The following is a 21477-nucleotide window of genomic DNA, read 5'->3' as shown; positions in this document are numbered from 1 at the left end:
GATCAGGTGCCGGACTTGATCTTGGTCCAGAGCCGGGTCACGACGCGCTGCACCCGCGCCGGATAGGGCGTTGTCGTGAAGAAATTGTCGATCGTCTCTTGCGACGGGTAGATCGCGGGATCGTTGATCACGTCGTCGTTGAGGTATTTCTGCGATGCCTTGTTGCCGTTGGCGTAGTAGACATAGTTCGATGCGGCCGCCATGTTCTCGGCTTCCATGATGAAGTTCAGGAATTCGTGCGCGCCGTCGGGATTGGGCGCATCGACCGGAATCGCCATCTGGTCGAACCACATCTGCGCGCCTTCCTTCGGGGCGTTGTACACGATCTCGACACCGTTATCTGCCTCGACCGCGCGGTCGCGGGCCTGAAGGATGTCCCCCGACCAGCCGACGGCCACGCAGATATTCCCGTTGGCAAGCGCGTTGATGTATTCCGAGCTGTGGAATTTCTGGATGTGCGGCCGCACGGCCGTCAGCACCGCCTCGGATTTCTCGATCACCTCGGGGTCATGGCTGTCGGGATCTTCGCCGATATAGTTGAGCGCCATCGGGATCATCTCGGCCGGGGCATCGAGGAAATGCACGCCGCACTCGGCCAGCTTTTCCATGTTCTCGGGGTTCAGAACCAGTTCGATGCTGTCAAGCGGCGCATCCTCGCCGAGGATCTCCTTGACCTTGTCGACATTCGCGCCGATCCCGGTGGTGCCCCACATGTAGTTGATCGAGTACTGATTGCCGGGGTCGTACTTCGCCGTCCGCTCCTGGATCACGTCCCACATGTTGTCGAGATTGGGCAATTTGGACTTGTCGAGCTTCTGAAACGCCCCGGCGCTGATCTGGCGTTGCAGGAAGGTGCCGGTCGGCACGACGACATCATAGCCCGATCCCCCGGACAGCATCTTGGTTTCCAGCAGTTCGTTGCTGTCGAAAACGTCATAGATCAGGTCGAGGCCGGTCTGCTCCTCGAACTTCGCGATCAGGTCCTCGTCGATGTAGTCGGACCAGTTGTAGACCCGAACCTCTTGTGCGGTGGCGGAAAAGGCCCCCAAGGCAAGGGTCGCGGTCGCGGTCAGCATCGTGTAGCGCATCATGATCTCCCGTTGGTTCGTCGTTTCTTGCGGTTTTCCGATGTGATCAAAAAATCCGGTGCATAGCAACATGGCAATGATTTCACGCAGCCGTTAAACTCACAAGCACAGAGATGGAAAACCGTGATCGAGGTGCGCCGCGCATGGCCAGGACCGCCCGGAATTTGACCAGTCGTGACCTCATGGTCATGAACCTTCCCGCGCATGAACTGATCTATCGCCAGTTGCGCGCGCTCGTGCTGTTCGGTGATCTCGCCCCCGGACAGGCGGTGACGATCCAGGGGCTGAGCGACCGTCTGTCGGCGGGGATCACGCCGGTGCGCGAGGCGATCCGCCGCCTGATCGCCGAGGGCGCGCTCGAATTCCAGGGCAACAGGCGGGTCAGCGTGCCCCTTCTCACGGTCGATCATATCGACGAATTGATTACGGCGCGTCAATGGCTTGATCCGTGTCTTACCACGCGCGCGACACGGCGGGCCACCGAAGGGGATCTCGCACATCTCAAGGCGATCGACGACGACCTTGACGTCGCCATCGCACAGGGTGACCTGCGGGCTTATTTGGAAAAGAACTATCTCTTTCACACCCAGCTCTACGCGCTGGCCGATTCCCCGATACTGGCGGACCTCGCGGACGGGTTATGGCTGCGGTTCGGGCCGTCCTTGCGCGTTGTGTGCGGCTGCGTCGGAACACGCAATCTGCCCGACAAGCACAAGGACATGCTGAACGCGATGCACGCGGGGGACGCCGAGACCGCGGCGCGTGCGATCCGCGAGGATGTCACCCAAGGGATGGAACAGATGCGCCGATCCCTTGCGCCAAACGGTGATTCGATTGACAGCGTATAATTTGATCATATTGTGAGGCGCAGAATTTCCTGCCCCACGGGGCCATTCATCCGTGAAAGGTACAGCAATGACGATGATCACGAACCACATGCCGACAGCAGAGCTTCAGGCGCTCGATGCGGCGCATCACATGCACCCGTTCACCCATGGCGACGCGCTCGGGGCGAAGGGCGCGCGGATCATCACCCGCGCGAAAGGCGTCACGCTGACCGACAGCGACGGCAACGACATGCTCGATGCCATGGGCGGGCTATGGTGCGTCAATATCGGCTACGGGCGCGACGAACTGGCCGACGCCGCGGCCCGGCAGATGCGCGAACTGCCCTATTACAACACGTTTTTCCAGACCAGCCACGTACCCGTCATTGCGCTTGCCTCGAAACTGGCCGAATTGGCGCCGGGGGACCTGAACCATGTCTTCTTTGCCGGATCGGGGTCCGAGGCGAACGACACCAATATCCGCATGGTGCGCACCTACTGGGCGCAGATGGGCGAGCCGGAACGCACCGTCATCATCAGCCGCAAGAACGCCTATCACGGGTCCAGTGTCGGCAGTGGCAGCCTGGGTGGCATGACCGGCATGCACGCGCAGGGCGGCATGCCCATTCCCGATATCCATCATATCGACCAGCCTCATTGGTATGCAGAGGGCGGCGATACCGACCCCGAGACCTTCGGCATCGAGCGTGCGCGACAGCTTGAGGCCAAGATCGAGGAACTGGGCGCGCACCGCATCGCCGCCTTCATCGCCGAACCTGTGCAGGGTGCGGGTGGCGTCATCGTGCCGCCCGACAGCTACTGGCCGGAAATCCAGCGGATCTGCGACAAGTATGGCATCCTGTTGATTGCCGACGAGGTGATCTGCGGGTTTGGCCGCACCGGCAACTGGTTCGGCAGCCAGACCTACGGGATCCGTCCCGACATCATGACGATCGCCAAGGGGCTAAGCTCCGGCTATGCGCCGATCGGCGGCTCGATCGTGTCCGACAAGGTGGCACAGGTGATGAATGCCTGCGAATTCAACCACGGCTATACCTATTCGGGTCATCCCGTATCCTGCGCCGTGGCGCTGGAAAACCTTCGTATCCTCGAGGAAGAGCAGATCGTCACGCGCGTGGCCGAGGAGACAGGCCCGTATCTCAAGGAGAAATGGCAAAGCCTTGCCGCGCACCCGCTTGTCGGTGATGTGCAGATCATTGGCATGATGGGCGCGCTTGCGCTGTCACCCCACAAGGAGAGCCGGGCGAAATTCGCGTCTAGCCCCGGTACGGTCGGCTATATCTGCCGCGAGCGCTGTTTCGCGAACAATCTCGTGATGCGCCATGTGGGGGACCGCATGATCATCTCGCCGCCGCTGGTGATCACGAAAGACGAGATCGACACGCTGGTCGAGCGGGCGTGGATGTCGCTCGATCAGGCGGCCGAGCAGATCCGCGCCGAGGGTCTGATGCAGGCCGCGGCGTGAGAGCGTCGTGAGGGGCCAGCCCCTCACACGCCCCGGGGTATTTCACCAAGAAGAAACAACGCCTTCGGTTTCTTCTTGGCAAAAATACCCCCGCCGGAGGCTCCCGCAGGCTCCGCCCGGCGCGCGGGTTCAGTCCTTCACGAACATCTTGCGGGGACGGTTGCAGAAGGTCTCGGCAGGGCCCGCTTCCTTGATCAGGATCGATTCGGTTATTTCAAGGCCCCAGTCCGACATCCACAGCCCCGGCATGAAGTGGAACGTCATCCCCGGTTCCAGCACGGTTTCGTCCTCGGCGCGCAGGCTGATCGTCCGCTCGCCCCAGTCCGGCGGATAGCTGAGACCGATGGGGTAGCCGCAGCGCGCGCCGCGTTCGATCCCGGCACGTTCCAGCGGTGCGGCCAGCGCGTTGGCCACGTCGCAGGCGCGATTGCCGGCGCACGCGGCCTCCAGCCCGGCCTCCAGCCCCTCGACAAGTGCGGTCTCGGCATCGAGCAGGAATTGCGGCGGCTTGCCCAGAAACAGCGTGCGGCAGAACGGTGCGTGATAGCGCCGGTAACAGCCCGAGATCTCGAAGAACGTCGCCTCGCCGGTGGTGAACTCGCGCCCGTTCCATGTCAGGTGCGGGGCCGCGGCATCCGAGCCCGACGGCAGAAGCGGCACGATTGCCGGATAATCCCCCCAGGCGCCCTCGACGCCGCGAATCGCATCGCGGAAAATCTCGGCGACGATCTCGTTCTTCGGGATTCCGGGCTCGACCCGTTCCATCAGCCCGTCGCTGATCTTTTCCGAGATCGCCGCGGCCTTGCGGATGAAGGCGAGCTCTTCATCGGATTTCACCGCGCGCTGCCAGTTCACCAGTGCTGTCACGTCGATGAATGTCGCCTCGGGCAGTTCGGTGCGCAGCACGTCCATCGCCCTGGCCGAGAAGTAGTAGTTGTCCATCTCGACGCCGATGCGCTTGTCGGCCAGTCCCATCCCGGTGAGACGCGCGGCGAGATCCTGCATCGGGTGACGCTCGGTGGATTGCACGTAGTTGTCGGGATAGCCGATGACCCGGTCGTCGGTCATCCAGACGGTGCGGACGCCGCCATTCGCATCCTGGTTGCGGCCCCACCAGATCGGATCGGCCTCGGGAAAGACCAGAACGCCCTGATGAACGTAAAACGACCAGCCGTCATACCCCGTCAACCAGTGCTGGTTCGACGGGTCCGTCACGAAGATTGCATCGAGGTCGCGCTCGGCCATGGCGGCGCGGGTCTTGGCGAGGCGGCGCTGATATTCATGGTCGGAGAAGGGAAGGTCTTTTTCGATCATTGCGGTATCCGTCGGTTGGTTGGGCCCCGAAGCAGGCCTGCGGTGCAGCCTGCCTCAATAAATGCGCCGCGTCACGTCGTTTTCTGGCCGGGCGAAGCCACGGAGTTGACGCCCGGTCGGTCACGGCGCAAATATGCGCGCATGTTTCAGGAGGAGACAGCGATGCAGCCCGTTCTGGCCGATGTTCATGCCGCGGCAAAGGTGATTGCCGGCGTGGCCGATCACACGCCGCTCATCCCGTCTCTTCACATGCAAGAGGTCTGCGGACATGACTTCCTGCTGAAGCTGGAAAACATGCAACCCATCGGCGCGTTCAAGCTGCGCGGTGCGCTCAACGCCGTGGCCGAAATTCGCGAGGCTGCGGGGGTCACGTGCTGTTCGACCGGCAATCACGGGCGCGGCGTGGCCTATGCGGCACGGGCGCGGGGACTGCGGGCGGTTGTCTGCATGTCGGAACTTGTGCCACGGGCCAAGGTCGACGGCATTCGCGCCCTCGGGGCAGAGGCGCGCATCATCGGCCGCAGTCAGGACGACGCGCAGGCCGAGGCCGCGCGGCTGGTTGCCGAGGACGGCTTGACCGAGATTTCGCCCTTCGACGACCCGGCCGTGATCGCGGGGCAGGGCACCATCGGGCTCGAGATCATGGCGGCACGCCCGGATATCGACACGCTGCTTGTCCCGCTCTCGGGCGGCGGCCTTGCGGCTGGCGTGGCTATGGCCGCCAAGGCCATCAAACCATCGGTGCGCGTCGTCGGCATCAGCATGGATCGCGGCGCCGCGATGTATGAAAGCCTGCGCGCCGGCCGTCCGGTCGAGGTCGAGGAGGTGGCGAGCCTTGCCGACAGCCTTGGTGGCGGGATCGGCATGGAAAACCGGCTGACACTCGCGATGTGCCGCGACCTGCTGGACGAGGTGGTGCTTGTGTCCGAGGACGAGATCTATCACGCGATGCAGGTGCTGTATCACGAGGACCGGATCATCGCCGAAGGCGCCTGCGTCGTGGGGCTTGCGGCGGTGCTGACCGGCAAGGTGACGCTGACGGGTCCCACCGCCACGATCATCACCGGGCGCAATCTCGACATGGGGATGTTCACCCGCATCGTGACCGGGCAGGACGTGCAACTAGGCGACACAGTGATCAAGGGACGGGCCTATGGCGCATGATATCCGCATCGTGACAGAGGCCGACCTGCGCGCGGCGGTGGATCTCGACCTAGAGACCGTACAGGTGATCGAGGACGCCTTCGGCGCGCTGTCGGATGGCGGCGTCGTGATGCCCCCCGTCATGTCGATGGAACTGGCCGCGGCGCATGGCGAGGTGGATGTAAAGACCGCCTATGTGCCGGGCTTCGCGGGCTTCGCCATCAAGGTCAGTCCCGGTTTTTTCGATAATCCCAAACTTGGCCTGCCCAGCCTCAACGGGTTGATGATCCTGTTTTCGGCCAAGACCGGTCTGGTCGAGGCGGTGTTTCTTGACAATGGGTACCTGACGGATCTGCGCACCGCCGCCGCCGGCGCGGTGGCCGCAAGGCACCTGGCCCCCGAAGATGTACGCACCGCAGGGGTCATCGGCACCGGTGTGCAGGCGCGGCTGCAGGCGCGCGCGGCGCATCTGGTGCGCCCCTATCAGCGGTTGCTTGTCTGGGGGCGCGATCCGGAAAAGGCCGGCGCGTGCGCCGCTGATCTGGCTTGCGATCTTGGCTGCGAGGTGCAGGTGGCCGCAACTGCCGCCGATCTGGTACGCGACAGCCAGTTGGTGATCACCACGACGCCCGCGCGGCAGCCGGTGATCGAGGCCGCGTGGCTGCATCCCGGATTGCACATCACCGCCATGGGATCGGATCAGGACGGCAAGAACGAGATCGCCCCCGAGGCGCTGAGGCGCGCGGACCTTTACGTGGCCGATCGCGCCACACAGGCCGAGACCTTGGGCGAGTTGCGCGCCGCCATCGCTGCGGGGATATGGGACCGGGGCACGCCGCCGGAACTGGGCGATGTCATCCGGGGCCGCGCGACGGGACGGCAGACGCAAGAGCAGATCACCATCTGTGACCTGACCGGCACCGGCGTGCAGGACACGGCGATCGCCAGCCACGTGATGCGGCGGCTGGCCGGGCGGGGTGTGGGTACGGTGATCCGCGCATGAAGCTCGATGCGCGCGACCTCGACATCCTGCGAGTGCTGGCCGACGAGGGACGCATCAGCAAGGCGGACCTTGCTGCGCGCGTGGGACTGTCGGCAAGCCCCTGCTGGGAGCGGCTGCGCCGCCTTGAAGAGGCTGGGCTGATCGAGGGCTACAACGCGCGGATCGCGCTGAAAAAGCTGGGGTCCTTCGTCACGGTGTTCGTGGCGGTGGAGCTGGCCGATCACACGCCCGCAAAGTTCCATGCCTTCGAGGACAGCATGCAGCGCTACCCCGAGGTGACGGCGTGCTGGGCGCTGGGCGGCGGCTTTGATTACCTGATGCAGATCGTCACGCGCGACATCGACGCCTATCAACGGCTGATCGACCAGATGCTCGAGGCGCGGATCGGGCTGGCGCGATATTTCACCTATATCGTGACCAAGCCGGTAAAATCCCCGCGCCTGCCGCCGCTCGAGATGTTTTTCGGGTGAATCGTCTGCAGCGCAAAGAACATTCAGGCGAATAATCTGCAAGACGCGCCAAGGTCAGATCCTAACTCTGCGCATACGGGATATCTTTCTGGTGAAAGGAGGGTCATATGGCCGACTCAGCGATCTGGACCCGGAACGGGATTACCGACACACGTCTTGTGCGCAGCTTTGCCTATGTGAACGGCAAATGGGTGGCAGGCGACGACAATGCGACCATCACCGTCAAGGATCCGGGCAGCGGGGACAGCCTCGGGACAGTGGCAAGCCTCAGCGCGGATCAGTCGCGCGCTGCAGTGGATGCCGCGCAAGCCGCGTTCGACGATTGGGCGATGACCCTGCCGCAGGACCGCTCTGCCATCCTGCGGCGATGGTTCGATCTGATGATCGCCCACAAGGAGGATCTGGCGCGGATCATGGTGCTGGAGCAGGGCAAGCCCCTGAGCGAGGCACGCGGCGAGATCGACTACGCGGCAAGTTTCGTGGAATACTATGCCGAGGAATCCAAGCGTCCCAATATCGAAGGCGTGACCAGCCATCTGCCCGATGCCGAGGTCGAACTGTGGCTGGAACCCGTCGGCGTCGCGGCGATGATCACGCCGTGGAACTTCCCCGCGGCGATGCTGACGCGCAAGGCGGCGGCGGCGATGGCGGCGGGCTGTACCGTGGTGGCGCACCCGTCGGGCGAGACGCCCTATTCGGCGCTGGCATTGGCTGAACTGGCCGAGCGCGCGGGCGTGCCGGCAGGCGTGTTCAACGTCGTGACCGGACGCGCGGCGACGGTGGTCGAACCGTGGACCGAAGATGCCCGCGTGCGCGCGCTCAGCTTCACGGGTTCCACCAATATCGGGCAGCTGCTTTACCGCCAATGTGCCGGAACCGTGAAGAAACTGGTCATGGAACTGGGTGGGCATGCCCCGGTGATCGTGTTCAGGAATGCCGATCTGGAAACTGCCGTCGAGGAATCGATCAAGGCGAAATTCGCCACCTCGGGTCAGGACTGTCTGGGGGCGAACCGCATCTATGTCGAACGCGCGGTCTATGACGAATTCTGCCGCAGGTTCGTGGACGAGACGCGCAAGCTGACACTTGGGCGCGGCATGGATGACCCGGAAATCGGGCCGCTGATGAACGAAAAGGCGGTGCAGAAGCAGGAAGAACACGTCGCTGACGCGCTTGCGCATGGCGCGACGCTGGCCTGTGGCGGGGCGCGCGACGATCTCGGGCCGCTGTTCTACCAGCCCACGGTGCTGACGGATGTTCCCGACGCGGCCGCGATCATGAGCGATGAAACCTTTGGCCCCGTGGCCGCGATCACGCCGTTCGATACCGAGGACGAGGTGGTGCGCCGCGCCAACGCGACCGAGTTCGGCCTCATCGCCTACCTGCACAGCCACGACCCGCGTCGCATCTACCGGATGACCCGCGCGCTGCAATTCGGCATGGTGGCGGTCAACCGCACCAAGGTCACCGGCGCGCCCATTCCCTTCGGCGGCGTCAAGCAATCGGGCCTGGGACGAGAAGGCGCAAGACGCGGTATGGAAGAGTTCATGGAGATCAAGTATGTCTGCCGCGATTGGGCGTGATCCCCGCGGGGGATGAGTATTTTTTGAAAGATGAAGCCGGGGTGTGTCCCCGATGAAAGGAAACACAATGCTGCGCAACGACCAACTCGATCAGTGGGACCGCGAGAACTTCTTCCACCCCTCGACGCATCTGGCGCAATTCGCACGGGGCGAGGCGCCGAACCGGATCATAACCGGGGGCACGAATTGCCATATCGAGGATCGTGACGGCAACCGTCTTCTGGATGCGTTCGCGGGGCTTTACTGCGTCAACGTGGGTTACGGGCGTCAGGACATCGCCGAGGCGATCGCGACACAGGCCAAGGAGCTGGCCTATTACCATGCCTATGTCGGGCACGGCACCGAGGCGGCGATCACCTTGTCGAAGATGGTCCTCGACCGGGCGCCCGCTCACATGAGCAAGGTCTATTTCGGCATGTCGGGGTCGGATGCCAACGAGACCAACATCAAGCTGGTCTGGTATTACAACAACATCCTGGGCCGGCCCGAGAAGAAGAAGATCATCAGCCGGTGGCGCGGTTATCACGGCTCGGGCCTGATGACCGGTTCGCTGACGGGGCTGCATCTGTTCCACCAGAAATTCGATTTGCCGCTGTCACAGGTTCTGCATACCGAGGCGCCCTATTACTATCGCCGCGACAATCTTGATCAGTCCGAAGAGCAGTTCGTCGCGCATTGCGCCGCAGAGCTCGAGGCGATGATCGAGCGCGAGGGGCCGGACACCATCGCGGCCTTCATCGGCGAGCCGATGCTGGGCACCGGAGGGATCGTTCCGCCCCCCAAAGGCTATTGGGAGGCGATCCAGCCGATCCTCGAAAAGCACGACATCCTGCTGATCGCCGACGAGGTCGTGACCGGTTTCGGTCGTCTGGGCACCATGTTCGGGTCCGAGCATTACGGGCTGAAGCCCGACCTCATCACCATCGCCAAGGGGCTGACCAGCGCCTACGCGCCGCTTTCGGGCAGCATCGTCAGCGAGAAGATGTGGAAGGTCCTCGAGCAGGGCACCGACGAGAATGGCCCCATCGGCCATGGCTGGACCTATTCGGCGCATCCGATCGGCGCCGCGGCGGGTGTCGCCAACCTCAAGCTGATCGACGAGCTGGACCTGATTGCAAACAACCGCGACGTCGGGGCGTATCTCAACAAGACGATGTCCGAGGCGCTTGCCGATCTTCCGCATGTCGGCGAGGTGCGCGGCGAGGGCATGATCTGCGCGGTCGAGCTTGTGCAGGACAAGGACAGCCGGACCTTCTTTGACGCGTCCGAAAAGGTCGGGGCGCGGATCTCGGGGGCGTTGGCCGCCGATCACGTCATCGCACGCGCCATGCCGCAGGGCGATATCCTGGGCTTTGCCCCGCCGTTCTGCCTGACCAAGGCTGAGGCTGACGAGGTGGTCCAGAAGACCGCGAAGGCCGTTACATCCGTACTTGGCTGAACCGTTTGAATGGTTGACGGGCCGCGGGACACCTGTCCTGCGGCCCGTCGTCGTTTTGCCAGGGTGAAAAGCCTCGATCGGTTTCGGTGATCTTGTAGGCGATCTGACCTGGCCCGGCGGGAATGTTCAAAAAACTGTGCTCGTTCACTTGCATCAGCGAAACTTTGCCGTTTAACTCCCTTCTGAACGTGAGCAAATCACGAAACAGAACCACAGGGAGTCTGCCTTGGCAGAGATTGGACACAACGACGCGTTCGTTGCCTTCGAACGTGTGCAGAAAAGTTACGACGGAGAGACGCTGGTCGTAAAGGACCTCAACCTTTCCATGCCCAAGGGCGAATTCCTGACATTGCTGGGGCCGTCGGGATCGGGCAAGACGACCTGCCTGATGATGCTTGCGGGGTTCGAGACGGCAACCCACGGCGAGATCAAGCTTGACGGGGTTGGCATCAACAACATTCCGCCGCACAAGCGCGGCATCGGCATGGTGTTCCAGAACTACGCGCTGTTCCCGCACATGACGATCGCGGAAAATCTCAGCTTTCCGCTGGAAGTGCGCAAGATCGGCAAGTCGGATCGCGAGGCCAAGGTCAGGCGCGCACTGGACATGGTCGAAATGGGCGATTTCGGCGGACGCCGCCCCGCACAGTTGTCCGGGGGGCAGCAGCAGCGGGTCGCCCTGGCGCGCGCCCTTGTGTTCGAGCCCGAGCTTGTCCTGATGGACGAGCCGCTCGGCGCGCTCGACAAGCAGTTGCGCGAGAAGATGCAGTTCGAGATCACCCATCTCGCGCATGAGCTGGGGATCACGACCGTCTATGTGACACATGATCAGACCGAGGCGCTGACGATGTCGGATCGTGTCGCGGTCTTCGACGATGGCAAGATCCAGCAGGTCGCGGCGCCCGATGTGCTGTACGAGACACCGCAGAACAGTTTCGTTGCGCAATTCATCGGCGAAAACAACACGATGGAGGGCACGGTCAAGGAAATCAGCGGCGGTGTCGCGCTGGTTCAGCTCGACAATGGCGAGTTGATTGATGCAAAGCCCGTGAATGTCGAGAAGGCCGGCGATCGCACGCTGATCTCCATTCGCCCGGAGCGTGTCGAGTTCAATCGGGAACGTCTGAGCCCCGATGCGCATACGCTGAAGGCCGAGGTGCTGGAGTTCATCTACATGGGGGACATTTTCCGCACGCGGCTACGTGTCGCGGGCAGTGACGAATTCATCATCAAGACCCGAAACGCCCCCGACCAGCGCCGTCTGAAACCCGGAGAACAGATCGAGATCGGTTGGCTGCCGGACGATTGCCGCGCGCTGGACGCGCGATAGACGATTGGCTCGCGCGTGGCTACCAAAGAGCGATGCGCGTCAAGCAAGGTCGTTGCCGTCCCACCCGTGACGCATGGCCAAATCACTCACAAACGGGAAATAACTGGGAGTAAATCCATGAAACTTCACAAAACCCTGCTTGCGACGACGGCGCTGACAGTGGCGGCCGGTGCACCGGCGATCTCGCAAGAGATGGCCGATAGCATGACGCTAGTGTCCTGGGGCGGCGCGTATCAGGAAAGCCAGCAAAAGGCCTATGTGGAACCTTATCTGGAAATGAACCCGGACGTGAGCGCCACGTGGGACGAAAGCTCGGCCGAGGCCGTCGCCAAGCTGCGCGCCATGGACGAGGCCGGCAACGTGACCTGGGATCTTGTCGATGTGGTGGCGTCGGATGCCATGCGTCTGTGCGATGAAGGCCTCGCAATGGAGATCGACCACGACGATATCCTCGCCGACGCGCCCGACGGCACCGAGGCCAGCGACGATTTCGGTGATCTGATCGTCAGTGACTGCTTCATCCCGCAGATCGTCTACTCGACCACGTTCGGGTACCGCACCGACATGGTGCCCGAGGGCACCGAGCCGCCGAGCGAGATCTGCGATGTGTTCGACCTGGAAACCTATCCTGGCAAACGCGCGCTGGAACAGCGCCCGATCAACAACATTGAATGGGCGCTGTACTGCGACGGTGTCGCCAAGGACGACCTTTATGACGTGATGAGCACCGATGAGGGCGTGGATCGCGCGCTTGCCAAGCTTGACACGATCAAGGACCAGGTCGTCTGGTGGACGGCCGGCGCGGAAACCCCGCAGCTTCTGGCCGATGGCGAGGTCTTCATGGGCTCGACCTTCAACGGGCGTCTGTTCTCGGCGATCGCCGAGCAGGACCAGCCGATCGGCATGATGTGGGACATGCAGGCCTTCGACATCGATGGCTGGATCATCCCGGCGGATCTGCCCGAAGACCGTCTGGCGCGGGTAATGGACTTCCTCGTCTTCGCGACCGACACGCAGCGTCTGGCAGATCAGGCCGCCTACATCTCATATGGGCCGGCGCGCGAATCCTCGGCGCCGCTGGTGGGCAAGCATGAAGAACTTGGCATCGAGATGGCGCCGCATATGCCGACCGACCCCGAGAACGCGTCCAACACGCTGATCTACGATTATGAGTGGTGGGCCGACAACCGCGACGACCTGGATGCGAAATTCCAGTCCTGGCTGGCGCAATAAGCACGGCTAGCAAGATTGAAAGGGGCCCGCGCGGCCCCTTTCGCACCTGAACGGGCGCTAGACCCGGTAGATGGAACATAAACGTCCGACAGGAATGACATGAGCGATACAACCGATACCGGCCCGGTTCTGGCCGCCGATGGCACGCCGCTGAAGCGCAGCCTGCGTCGCGCGCTTCGGGCGCAGAAATTGCGGGCTCTTGCCCTGATTGCGCCCTTGTTGATCTTCGTGATGGTGGCGTTCATCGCGCCGATCGCGGACATGCTCTTTCGGTCGGTCGAGAACCAGATCGTCGGCAACACGATCCCCATGACGGTCGAGGAACTGCGAGAATGGGACGGCGAGGATCTTCCCGACGAGGACGTGTTCCGCGCCCTGTTCTTCGATGTCTTTTTCGCGGCCGAGGCCAAAAAGCACACACGGCTGGGAAGTCGGCTCAATTACGAGGAAAGCGGCATGTCGTCGCTGTTCCGCAAGAGCGGGCGCGGTGTGGACGACTTCGGCGAGGTCTACCTGGACGCGCTGGAAGAGATCGACCCAGCCTTCGACGAGGCGCAGCCGTGGTATGACATGATGTCCGGCCGCGCGGGGGGCGAGACGGCCACGCGCCTGATGTCCAATCAGATCGCGCGTCTCGAACAGCTCGAATCGTCCACCTACGTCGGTGATCCCGGATTCGCCCCCGGTGCCGAGATCGCCCGCATCCTGCCCAATACGGCGCGCGAATACGCCGCCTTCGCCGCCTTCACCCATTTCGAGGACGAGGATGTCGTTGCCGAGGAAGAGCCGTGGGAATCGGTCCATGCCGCGCTTGCGCTCGACCTCGAGAACCCCGAGACCCGTGCGGCGATCGCCGACTATGACGGCCCCGGCGCCGATCTTCTGCGCAAGGCGGCCGCGGCGGATCTGCCGCCGTTGGACATGAAATCGGCTTTCATCGAGGACAATGAGGACTGGGCACGTGTCAAGTACTGGGAGGTGATCAAGATGTATTCACCCCCCTATACCACGGGCTATTTCCTGAACGCCGTGGACATGGAAAAGACGACCGAAGGCATCGCGCTGCGCGACGAGGACGAGCGGATCTATGGCCTTCTGTTCAAGCGCACGATGTTCATGTCGCTGGTCATCACATTCAGCTGCATCGCGCTTGGCTACCCGATTGCCTGGCTGCTGTCGAACCTGCCGGCGCGCAAGGCCAACCTTTTGATGATCCTTGTCCTTCTGCCGTTCTGGACGTCCCTGTTGGTGCGGACCTCGGCGTGGAAGGTCATGTTGCAACAGCAGGGCGTGATCAACGACACGCTGGTCTGGCTGGGCCTTGTCGCCGACGAGGGGCGGCTGGTGATGATCAACAACCAGTTCGGCACCATCGTGGCGATGACGCATATCCTGCTACCTTTCATGATCCTGCCGATGTATTCGGTGATGCAGACCATTCCACCCTCCTATCTGCGCGCCGCAAAAAGCCTTGGGGCGACGCCGTTCACCGCGTTCTGGCGGGTCTATTTCCCGCAATCGGTGCCCGGGATCGGCGCGGGGTCGATCCTCGTCTTCATCCTGTCGATCGGCTACTACATCACGCCCGAGATCGTCGGTGGCACCACCGGCACGTTCATTTCGAACCGGATCGCCTATCACATCTCGACATCTCTGAACTGGGGTCTCGCGGCGGCGCTCGGGTCGATCCTGCTGGCGGTCGTGCTGATCCTCTATTGGGCCTATGACAAGATCGTCGGCATCGACAACGTAAAGCTTGGGGGCTGAGCCATGAGCGGATTGACACTGACACCCGTCGAGAAGAAGCCGTTATCCTTCGTCCTGCCGGTGATCGGCGCGGCCGGGGCCTTTGCCGGGCTGTTCGTGGGCACGGCGCACGGCTCGGGCCTGATCGGGGTCGTGCTGGGGGCTGCCATCCTCATGGGACTTGGCTTTGTCGCCATTGAGGTGCTTGGAAAGGACCTCGAAAAGCCCGTCCGCTGGGGGATCATCGCGCTGTTCACCGTGTCAGGTGTGGCCCTTGCGGGGGTGCCCGGCGTCGTGCTTGGCGTCCTGTTCGGCTGGTTCTTCTCGTGGTTCATCTACTGGATCGGCGAGGGGCGTTATCGCGCCAAACTGCAGCCCTATTTCACTTCGGGCGAGGTGTTATGGCACTATGCGTTCAACGTGCTGTGCGGGGCGATTTTCGTGTTTCTCATCACGCCGATCCTTGTCGTGATCCCGCTGTCGTTCAACGCCGAGAACTTCTTCACCTTCACGCCGGAAATGCTGCGGTTCGATCCTGCGGGCTACAGCCTCAAGCATTACGAGGATTTCTTCACCTCCAGCGGCTGGCAACAGGCGCTGCGCAATTCGCTGGCCATCGCGCCGGTGGCGACCTTTCTCGCGGTCAGCTTCGGCACGTTGGCGGCAATTGGCCTCTCGTCAGAGCATGTCCCGTGCCGCCGCGCGATCATGGCGATCCTGATCTCGCCGATGATCGTGCCGCTGATCATCTCGGCGGCGGGGATGTATTTCTTCTACAGCCGGATCGGCTTGCAGGGCACGTATTTCGGCGTGGTGCTTGCGCATGCCGCCCTCGGCATCCCGTTCGTGATCATCACCGTGACGGCCACGCTGGTGGGCTTCGACAGGTCGCTGACACGGGCTGCGGCGAACATGGGGGCGGACCCGGTGACGACCTTCTTCCGGGTGCAGATGCCGCTGATCCTGCCGGGGGTCATCTCGGGCGGCCTGTTTGCCTTCATAACCTCCTTTGACGAGGTGGTCGTGGTGCTGTTCGTCGGGTCGGCCAATCAGCAAACCCTGCCATGGCGCATGTTCACCGGCCTGCGCGAGCAGATCAGCCCGACGATCCTGGCGGTGGCGACAATTCTCGTCACGATCTCGATCATCCTGCTGGCGACGCTGGAACTGTTGCGCCGACGGTCGGAACGTCTGCGGGGCATGTCGCCGGGCTGAACCCGTCGAGCCGGCTGTCAGGTCGTCAGGCGGCGTAACGGGCCAGAAACATCTCGACCGCGCCGGTGACGACGCGGTCGATGTCGGCCTGTGACGGTCTGTCCTGAAAACCGCAAAGCGCACGCAGGAAAAGATCGCCCTTGCACAGGTCACCGAACTGATCGGCGGCAAGCCCCATGTCGTCGATCTTCAGGATACCCGATGCCACGTAGGGGGCCAGAACCGTCCGCATGCGTTCGCGCAACAGGGCCGGACCCGACGCGTAGAAGCGTGTGCCCAGTTCCGGAAAACGATGCGATTCGGCCACGCAGATGCGATAGACCTGCAGGCCGAAATCCGACAGGAAAAATCGCACGATGCGGCTGGCGGCCTCGTGCAGGACCTGTTCGATCGGCGCGCTGGTGCCGATGACCTCGACGGCCTCCTCGGCCTGGCGGTTGCATTCGATCCGCGCCACTTCCGAGAACAGCAGGCGCTTGTCCGGAAAGTAACTGTAAAGCGTCGCCTTGGAGACCTGCGCCTCGCGGGCGATCTCGTCGACGCTGGCGCCTTCGAAACCGTCCCGCATGAAGACATGCCGCGCCCCCTGCAGGACCTGGTCGAACTTTCGCCCTTTCTTGATTTCCGCATCGGATGCCGACATGCGATCCCTTCCCATTCGTTCAAGCCTAGTCGGCCCGTATGACGCTCTGCAAGCCTGCGCCGGGCCGAATGCCGTCGGCGGGTGATGCAACGGGATCGCAGACCGCCCCGGTGTCGTGGCAGACCCCGGTTTCGGCGTTTCAGATACCCAGCCGGTCGCGCAGGGAAAACCACGTCATTGCAAGCACCAAAAGCGGTGTGCGCAGCGCGGGGCCGCCGGGAAAAGCGGGCGCGGGTACACGTGACAGCGTCTCGAACCCGTCGGCCTCGCCCCGCACCGCCTCGGCCATCAATTTTCCTGCATGGGTCGCCGTTCCCACGCCGTGGCCGGAATAGCCCGAGGCCGATACGACGTTGGGCGCAAGGCGCGCAAGATACGGCATCCGTTTCATGGTGATGGCCAGCGTTCCTCCCCATGCATGGTCGATCCGCGTCTCGGCAAGATGCGGAAAAATCTCCAGCATGGGCTTGCGCACGACCGCCGCGATATCGCGCGGGAACGTGTACCCGTAGCTTTCGCCACCGCCGAACAGCAGGCGCCCGTCATGGCTCAGACGGAAATAGTTGATCACGAACTTGCTGTCGGCGACGGCCACGTCACGGGTCAGCACGCGTGCGGCCTCCGCGCCCAGTGGCTCTGTCGCAGCGACGAAATTGTTGATCGGCATGACGCGCGCGGCCACGCGACTGTCTAGGTCCCCCATGTACCCGTTGCACGCCAGAATGACGTGATCGGCGCAGACGCTCCCGGCCTCTGTCGTGACGCGCGTTGGGGAACCGTGCGTCACGGAACGCACACGCGTGCGCTCGTGGATGCGCACGCCCGCGCGACGTGCCGCGCGCGCAAGCCCGAACGCATAGGCAAGCGGGTGCAGGTGTCCGGCGCCCATGTCCAGTGTCCCGCCCTTGTAGGCGGGCGACGGGCAAAGCGCCTGCATCGCCTCGCGATCCAGCGTCTCGATTTGCGTGTAGCCATAGCGCTCGGCCAGATGATCCGCATAGGCATGCTCCGACGCCGCCTCGCGTCGCGAGAAACACGCATGTGCCACACCCGGCTTCAGGTGACAGTCGATGTCATGCTTTGCGATCAGGGATTTGACGAGGTCTTTCGCGTCCTCGGCAAGATCCCACAGCTTGCCGGCATCCGCGTCCCCGACAAGCCGTTCCAGCGCGGTCTGTTCCATCCGCTGCCCGCTGCCCAACTGTCCGCCATTGCGCCCCGAGGCCCCGAAGCCCACGCGCTGTGCCTCCAGCAGCACCACGTCCAGCCCGGCCTCGGCCAGGTGCAGCGCGGCAGACAGGCCCGTGTACCCGGCCCCCACGACGCAGACATCTGCGCGCGTCTCGCCCTGAAGGGGCGCGAACCGGTCCAGCGGCGTTGCGGTCGCGGCATACCAACTGTCGGGATATTCGCCGGACCGGTCATTGGCATAGAGAAGGTTCATGGTTTCACCTTTCTGAAAATACTCGACTCCGACGGTCCCGCATCCTCAGACATTCATCAGCAGGTGCTCACGTTCCCACGGGCTGATGACCTGCAGGAACTCTTCGTATTCGCTGCGCTTCACGATGCTGTAGACCCGGCAGAATTCGGTACCGAGAATGTCATGCAGCGCTGTCGCATTCTCGAAAAGGTTAAGCGCATCACCCATCACGTTGGGGATGTCCGCATCCCCGGCATAGGCGTCGCCCTTGAACTGCTTGTCGGGCCACTCCTCGTTGATGATGCCCAGAAGCCCGCAGGCAAGGCTGGCCGCGATGCACAGATACGGGTTGCAATCCATGCCGGCCATCCGGTTCTCGACCCGGCGCGCGTCGGGGCCCGACAGCGGCACGCGGATGCCGGTGGTGCGATTGTCGCGGCCCCAGGCGAGGTTGATGGGGGCAGCGTGATCCTTGACGTAGCGGCGATAGGAATTGACGTACGGGGCAAGGATCGCGATCGCCGAGGGCAGGTGTTTCTGCAACCCGCCGATGAAGTGGAAGAACGCGTCGGTCTCGCCGCCTTGCGGTCCGGCAAACAGGTTGCGTCCGGTCTCGCTGTCCAGAAATGAATGGTGGATATGCATCGCGCTGCCCGGCTCGTCCGCGATCGGCTTGGCCATGAAGGTGGCAAAGCAGTCGTGACGCAGCGCGGCCTCGCGGATCAGTCGCTTGAAATAGAACACCTCGTCGGCCAGCTTGATCGGATCGCCGTGGCGCAGGTTGATCTCCAGCTGCCCGGCGCCGCCTTCCTGGGTGATGCCGTCGATCTCGAATCCCTGCGCCTCGGCGAAATCGTAGATGTCGTCGATCACGGGACCGAACTCGTCCACGGCGGTCATCGAATAGGCCTGGCGCGCGGCCGCCGGACGGCCCGAGCGCCCCATCATCGGCTTGATCTCGTGTGCCGGATCAAGATTTCGCGCGACGAGGAAAAATTCCATTTCCGGCGCGACGACCGGTTTCATGCCGCGTTTGTGATACATGTCGACCACCCGTCGCAACACGTTGCGGGGGCTGAACGGGATCGGGGCCCCGGTGCGGTCGAACGCGTCGTGAATGACCTGCAAGGTCCAGTCCCCGGTCCAGGGCGCTGCGGTGGCGGTGGACATGTCCGGGCGCAGGATCATGTCCTTTTCAATGAACCCGTCCGCGCCCGCGGCCTCGCCCCAGTCGCCGGTGATGGTCTGGTAGAAGATCGAGTCGGGCAAGTGAAAGTATTCCTGCCGCGCGAACTTGGAGGCCGGGACGGCCTTGCCGCGCGCGATGCCGGGAAGGTCGGCGATGATGCATTCGACCTCGTCCAGGCGGCGATTTTCCAGATAGGTCTGGGCCGCCAGCGGCAATGTCTTGGTGAACTCGCGCAGATTGCTCATGTCAGGCACCTTTCCTGAATATGTCCGCGATACGACCGGCCATGGCGCTGTCGTCGCGCGGGGTGTCCAGCCGGTTGCGGGCCTGATCGCGCAGCGGGTCCGGCACCACGCCGGGCGCGCGGTGCTCGATCAGCGCGTTCATCATCGCGGTGTCGAATTCGGGATGCGGCTGCACGGTGAAGACATTCCGACCATAACGCAGTGCCGCGATCTTGCACCCGTCGGCGTGGCCGATGATGTCCGCGCCCTCGGGCGCCTCGATCACTTGGTCCTGATGCCAGGCGTTGAGGGTGAAGGCGTCGCCGTCGATGTCGTATTCCGTGGCCCCCACACGCCAACCATCGGGGTGTTTGATCACCTTGCCGCCAAGGGCCTGGGCGATGATCTGATGCCCGAAACAGATCCCCACCATGGGACGGCCCGCGGCCTTGATGTCGCGGATCAGGGTCTCGAGCGGCGGAATCCATGGGTGATCCTCGTAGGCGCCGTGTTTTGATCCGGTTATCAGCCAGCCATCGGCTGCGTCCGGCCCGTCGGGGAACTCTCCGTCGACGACGGCGTAGGCGTCGAAGTCGAACCCGTACCCGTCGAGCATCCGCGCCATCATGGCGTCGTAATCGCCCAGATCTGGCCGGACGATGTCGGGGGCATGGCCGGTCATAAGGATGCCGATCTTCATGAGACACTCATCAGTTTATCAAGTTCTTTCAGTTCGTTGCGCGTCAAGGCTCAGACCGTTTCAAGGTATGTTTTCCAATGGTCCGATGCGGCGATCGCGCTCATGTGGGCGTGTTCCTGACGCTTGGTCATGACAAGGTTGCGGACAAGGTCCGACGGAAAGATCCTGCCGATCAGCGGATCGGTATCGAACAGGTCGATCGCGGCGCCCCAATCGCCGGCCAGTTGCGGCAGATCCGCCTCGTAGGCATTGCCGGTGATCGGTGCGGGAGGGGTCATCGCTTCCTCCACGCCGGTGATCGCCGCGCCAAGGATCGCCGCGAAGGTCAGGTACGGGTTGATATCGCCCCCCGCGACGCGGTGTTCGATGCGTCGGGCGGCATTGGGGCCGCCGGGAATGCGGATCGCCGTCGTGCGGTTCTCATAGCCCCAGCCGGCCCCCGTGGGGGCGTGCGCGCCGGGCACAAGTCGCGCGTAACTATTTGCGTGCGGGGCAAAAATCAGGGTCGAGGGCGGCATGGCGGCAAGGCATCCCGCAACCGCGCTGCGCAGGGTGTCGGTGCCGGTCTCGGTGCCGTCGTCGAACACGTTGCGCCCCGCCTTGTCCAGGACCGAGAAATGCATGTGCATGCCGTTGCCGGTATCCTCGGCAAACGGTTTGGCCATGAAGGTGGCGACATAGCCGTGCCGGCGGGCGAGTCCGGTGATCATCGTCTTGAACAGCCACGTATCGTCGGCGGCGCGCAGGGCGGACTGGTGGTGCAGCGTCAGTTCGAACTGACCGATCCCGGCCTCGCTGATCGCGGTCTCGACGGGGATGCCCATCTCTGCCCCGGCGGAATAAAGCGCCGACAGAAAGGCGTCGAAGGCATCCATCTGCCCCAATGACAGGATGCCGGGGGCCTTCATGCGGCGCCCGGACCTGGGGTCGCGTACTGTTTTCAAGGATTTTCCGGATGGATCGACCAGCGTGAATTCAAGCTCCGTGGCCGCGAACACCTCCCATCCGCGGGCCTCGTAGCGGTCGAGCACCGCCGAGAGCGCGTGGCGCGGGTCACCGGAAAAGGGCGCGCCGTCTTCTGTATGCATCACCATCGGGACCAGTGCCTGCGGCATGTCCAGCCATGGCAGCGGCACCGCGCCACGGTCGGACGGAAAAAGCCGCCCGTCGATGTCGCCGGTCTCGAACACCAGTGGCGAATTCTCGATATCCGCCCCGAAAATGTCGAGATTCAAAGAGCTTAGCGGCATGCGCAGCGCGCCGCCCTCGAGCTTGTCCGCTTGGCTTGCGGGCAGACGCTTACCGCGCATCCGCCCGTTGAGATCGCATGCGGCCACGCGGAAAGTCTGGAACTGTGTGAGGTCCATCGGGAATGTGTCCAACCGGGAATTTCCGGCAACCTATCGCGGCGGCGGGGGCTTT

Annotated in this window: 18 protein-coding genes; 11 read left to right on the top strand and 7 right to left on the bottom strand. The window is 63.2% G+C overall.

The window, feature by feature from the left end:
* Window positions 1–2: 2 nt before the first annotated feature.
* The gene (locus ACROSR_RS03510) at window positions 3–1091 is read right to left on the bottom strand and encodes a polyamine ABC transporter substrate-binding protein (protein ID WP_432682384.1); all 1089 of its coding nucleotides are present in this window, start codon (window positions 1089–1091) and stop codon (window positions 3–5) included.
* Window positions 1092–1276: 185 nt separating this feature from the next.
* Here ACROSR_RS03510 and ACROSR_RS03505 point away from each other — a divergent pair, with 185 nt between their 5' ends.
* Complete coding sequence (locus tag ACROSR_RS03505) at window positions 1277–1936, top strand: GntR family transcriptional regulator (protein WP_432682383.1); 660 nt, start codon at window positions 1277–1279, stop codon at window positions 1934–1936.
* Window positions 1937–2003: 67 nt separating this feature from the next.
* Window positions 2004–3401 (top strand): aspartate aminotransferase family protein, encoded by a 1398-nt coding sequence (locus ACROSR_RS03500; RefSeq protein ID WP_432682382.1) that lies wholly within the window; start codon window positions 2004–2006, stop codon window positions 3399–3401.
* Between the two features lie 129 nt (window positions 3402–3530).
* Here the strand turns inward: ACROSR_RS03500 and ACROSR_RS03495 are convergent, their stop codons facing one another.
* Window positions 3531–4715, bottom strand: coding sequence for a M24 family metallopeptidase (locus tag ACROSR_RS03495; protein WP_432682381.1), 1185 nt, complete (start codon window positions 4713–4715; stop codon window positions 3531–3533).
* 162 nt (window positions 4716–4877) lie between these two features.
* On the opposite strand from ACROSR_RS03495, the gene eutB reads away from it, so the two are divergent.
* The 9 genes from eutB (at window position 4878) to ACROSR_RS03450 (ending at window position 15876) form a co-directional block, all read left to right on the top strand.
* Window positions 4878–5879 carry a hydroxyectoine utilization dehydratase EutB gene (gene eutB / locus ACROSR_RS03490; protein WP_432682380.1) on the top strand — a complete coding sequence of 334 codons (1002 nt, stop codon included), beginning with the start codon at window positions 4878–4880 and terminating at the stop codon, window positions 5877–5879.
* Complete coding sequence (locus ACROSR_RS03485; protein ID WP_432682379.1) at window positions 5869–6861, top strand: cyclodeaminase; 993 nt, start codon at window positions 5869–5871, stop codon at window positions 6859–6861. The genes eutB and ACROSR_RS03485 overlap by 11 nt, the downstream gene beginning before the upstream one ends.
* Window positions 6858–7331 carry an Lrp/AsnC family transcriptional regulator gene (locus ACROSR_RS03480; protein ID WP_432682378.1) on the top strand — a complete coding sequence of 158 codons (474 nt, stop codon included), beginning with the start codon at window positions 6858–6860 and terminating at the stop codon, window positions 7329–7331. The genes ACROSR_RS03485 and ACROSR_RS03480 overlap by 4 nt, the downstream gene beginning before the upstream one ends.
* A 107-nt stretch (window positions 7332–7438) precedes the next feature.
* A complete protein-coding gene (locus ACROSR_RS03475) occupies window positions 7439–8914 on the top strand; it encodes an NAD-dependent succinate-semialdehyde dehydrogenase (protein WP_432682377.1) in 1476 nt (491 codons plus the stop codon).
* 67 nt (window positions 8915–8981) lie between these two features.
* Window positions 8982–10352, top strand: coding sequence for an aspartate aminotransferase family protein (locus tag ACROSR_RS03470; protein ID WP_432682486.1), 1371 nt, complete (start codon window positions 8982–8984; stop codon window positions 10350–10352).
* Between the two features lie 226 nt (window positions 10353–10578).
* Window positions 10579–11682, top strand: coding sequence for an ABC transporter ATP-binding protein (locus ACROSR_RS03465; protein WP_432682376.1), 1104 nt, complete (start codon window positions 10579–10581; stop codon window positions 11680–11682).
* A gap of 117 nt (window positions 11683–11799) precedes the next feature.
* On the top strand, window positions 11800–12915 hold the full coding sequence (locus ACROSR_RS03460; RefSeq protein WP_432682375.1) for an extracellular solute-binding protein: 1116 nt from the start codon (window positions 11800–11802) through the stop codon (window positions 12913–12915).
* A 99-nt stretch (window positions 12916–13014) separates the two neighbouring features.
* Window positions 13015–14682, top strand: a complete 1668-nt coding sequence (locus ACROSR_RS03455; protein ID WP_432682374.1) for an ABC transporter permease — start codon at window positions 13015–13017, stop codon at window positions 14680–14682.
* 3 nt (window positions 14683–14685) lie between these two features.
* Window positions 14686–15876 (top strand): ABC transporter permease, encoded by a 1191-nt coding sequence (locus ACROSR_RS03450; protein WP_432682373.1) that lies wholly within the window; start codon window positions 14686–14688, stop codon window positions 15874–15876.
* 25 nt (window positions 15877–15901) lie between these two features.
* Here the strand turns inward: ACROSR_RS03450 and ACROSR_RS03445 are convergent, their stop codons facing one another.
* From ACROSR_RS03445 to ACROSR_RS03425, 5 genes are all read right to left on the bottom strand, one after another.
* Window positions 15902–16519: a TetR/AcrR family transcriptional regulator gene (locus ACROSR_RS03445; RefSeq protein WP_432682372.1), complete on the bottom strand. Its 618-nt coding sequence runs from the start codon at window positions 16517–16519 to the stop codon at window positions 15902–15904.
* Between the two features lie 139 nt (window positions 16520–16658).
* Complete coding sequence (locus ACROSR_RS03440; RefSeq protein ID WP_432682371.1) at window positions 16659–17963, bottom strand: NAD(P)/FAD-dependent oxidoreductase; 1305 nt, start codon at window positions 17961–17963, stop codon at window positions 16659–16661.
* A gap of 45 nt (window positions 17964–18008) precedes the next feature.
* A complete protein-coding gene (locus ACROSR_RS03435) occupies window positions 18009–19376 on the bottom strand; it encodes a glutamine synthetase family protein (protein ID WP_432682370.1) in 1368 nt (455 codons plus the stop codon).
* 1 nt (window position 19377) lies between these two features.
* Complete coding sequence (locus ACROSR_RS03430; RefSeq protein WP_432682369.1) at window positions 19378–20055, bottom strand: type 1 glutamine amidotransferase; 678 nt, start codon at window positions 20053–20055, stop codon at window positions 19378–19380.
* 50 nt (window positions 20056–20105) lie between these two features.
* Window positions 20106–21422 carry a glutamine synthetase family protein gene (locus ACROSR_RS03425; RefSeq protein WP_432682368.1) on the bottom strand — a complete coding sequence of 439 codons (1317 nt, stop codon included), beginning with the start codon at window positions 21420–21422 and terminating at the stop codon, window positions 20106–20108.
* Between the last annotated feature and the right edge of the window lie 55 nt (window positions 21423–21477).

The sequence above is a fragment of the Roseovarius tibetensis genome (assembly GCF_050896375.1).
Taxonomy (GTDB): domain Bacteria; phylum Pseudomonadota; class Alphaproteobacteria; order Rhodobacterales; family Rhodobacteraceae; genus Roseovarius; species Roseovarius tibetensis.
Note: the sequence above shows the minus strand (reverse complement) of the source record. Positions and strands in the feature narration are given on the sequence as shown.

What these genes read in the sequence shown, in the direction of transcription:
- ACROSR_RS03510 (WP_432682384.1), bottom strand. Translation starts at nt 1,091, where the DNA reads ATGATGCGCTACACGATGCTGACCGCGACCGCGACCCTTGCCTTGGGG.
- ACROSR_RS03505 (WP_432682383.1), top strand. Translation starts at nt 1,277, where the DNA reads ATGAACCTTCCCGCGCATGAACTGATCTATCGCCAGTTGCGCGCGCTC.
- ACROSR_RS03500 (WP_432682382.1), top strand. Translation starts at nt 2,004, where the DNA reads ATGACGATGATCACGAACCACATGCCGACAGCAGAGCTTCAGGCGCTC.
- ACROSR_RS03495 (WP_432682381.1), bottom strand. Translation starts at nt 4,715, where the DNA reads ATGATCGAAAAAGACCTTCCCTTCTCCGACCATGAATATCAGCGCCGC.
- eutB (WP_432682380.1), top strand. Translation starts at nt 4,878, where the DNA reads ATGCAGCCCGTTCTGGCCGATGTTCATGCCGCGGCAAAGGTGATTGCC.
- ACROSR_RS03485 (WP_432682379.1), top strand. Translation starts at nt 5,869, where the DNA reads ATGGCGCATGATATCCGCATCGTGACAGAGGCCGACCTGCGCGCGGCG.
- ACROSR_RS03480 (WP_432682378.1), top strand. Translation starts at nt 6,858, where the DNA reads ATGAAGCTCGATGCGCGCGACCTCGACATCCTGCGAGTGCTGGCCGAC.
- ACROSR_RS03475 (WP_432682377.1), top strand. Translation starts at nt 7,439, where the DNA reads ATGGCCGACTCAGCGATCTGGACCCGGAACGGGATTACCGACACACGT.
- ACROSR_RS03470 (WP_432682486.1), top strand. Translation starts at nt 8,982, where the DNA reads ATGCTGCGCAACGACCAACTCGATCAGTGGGACCGCGAGAACTTCTTC.
- ACROSR_RS03460 (WP_432682375.1), top strand. Translation starts at nt 11,800, where the DNA reads ATGAAACTTCACAAAACCCTGCTTGCGACGACGGCGCTGACAGTGGCG.
- ACROSR_RS03455 (WP_432682374.1), top strand. Translation starts at nt 13,015, where the DNA reads ATGAGCGATACAACCGATACCGGCCCGGTTCTGGCCGCCGATGGCACG.
- ACROSR_RS03450 (WP_432682373.1), top strand. Translation starts at nt 14,686, where the DNA reads ATGAGCGGATTGACACTGACACCCGTCGAGAAGAAGCCGTTATCCTTC.
- ACROSR_RS03445 (WP_432682372.1), bottom strand. Translation starts at nt 16,519, where the DNA reads ATGTCGGCATCCGATGCGGAAATCAAGAAAGGGCGAAAGTTCGACCAG.
- ACROSR_RS03440 (WP_432682371.1), bottom strand. Translation starts at nt 17,963, where the DNA reads ATGAACCTTCTCTATGCCAATGACCGGTCCGGCGAATATCCCGACAGT.
- ACROSR_RS03435 (WP_432682370.1), bottom strand. Translation starts at nt 19,376, where the DNA reads ATGAGCAATCTGCGCGAGTTCACCAAGACATTGCCGCTGGCGGCCCAG.
- ACROSR_RS03430 (WP_432682369.1), bottom strand. Translation starts at nt 20,055, where the DNA reads ATGAAGATCGGCATCCTTATGACCGGCCATGCCCCCGACATCGTCCGG.
- ACROSR_RS03425 (WP_432682368.1), bottom strand. Translation starts at nt 21,422, where the DNA reads ATGGACCTCACACAGTTCCAGACTTTCCGCGTGGCCGCATGCGATCTC.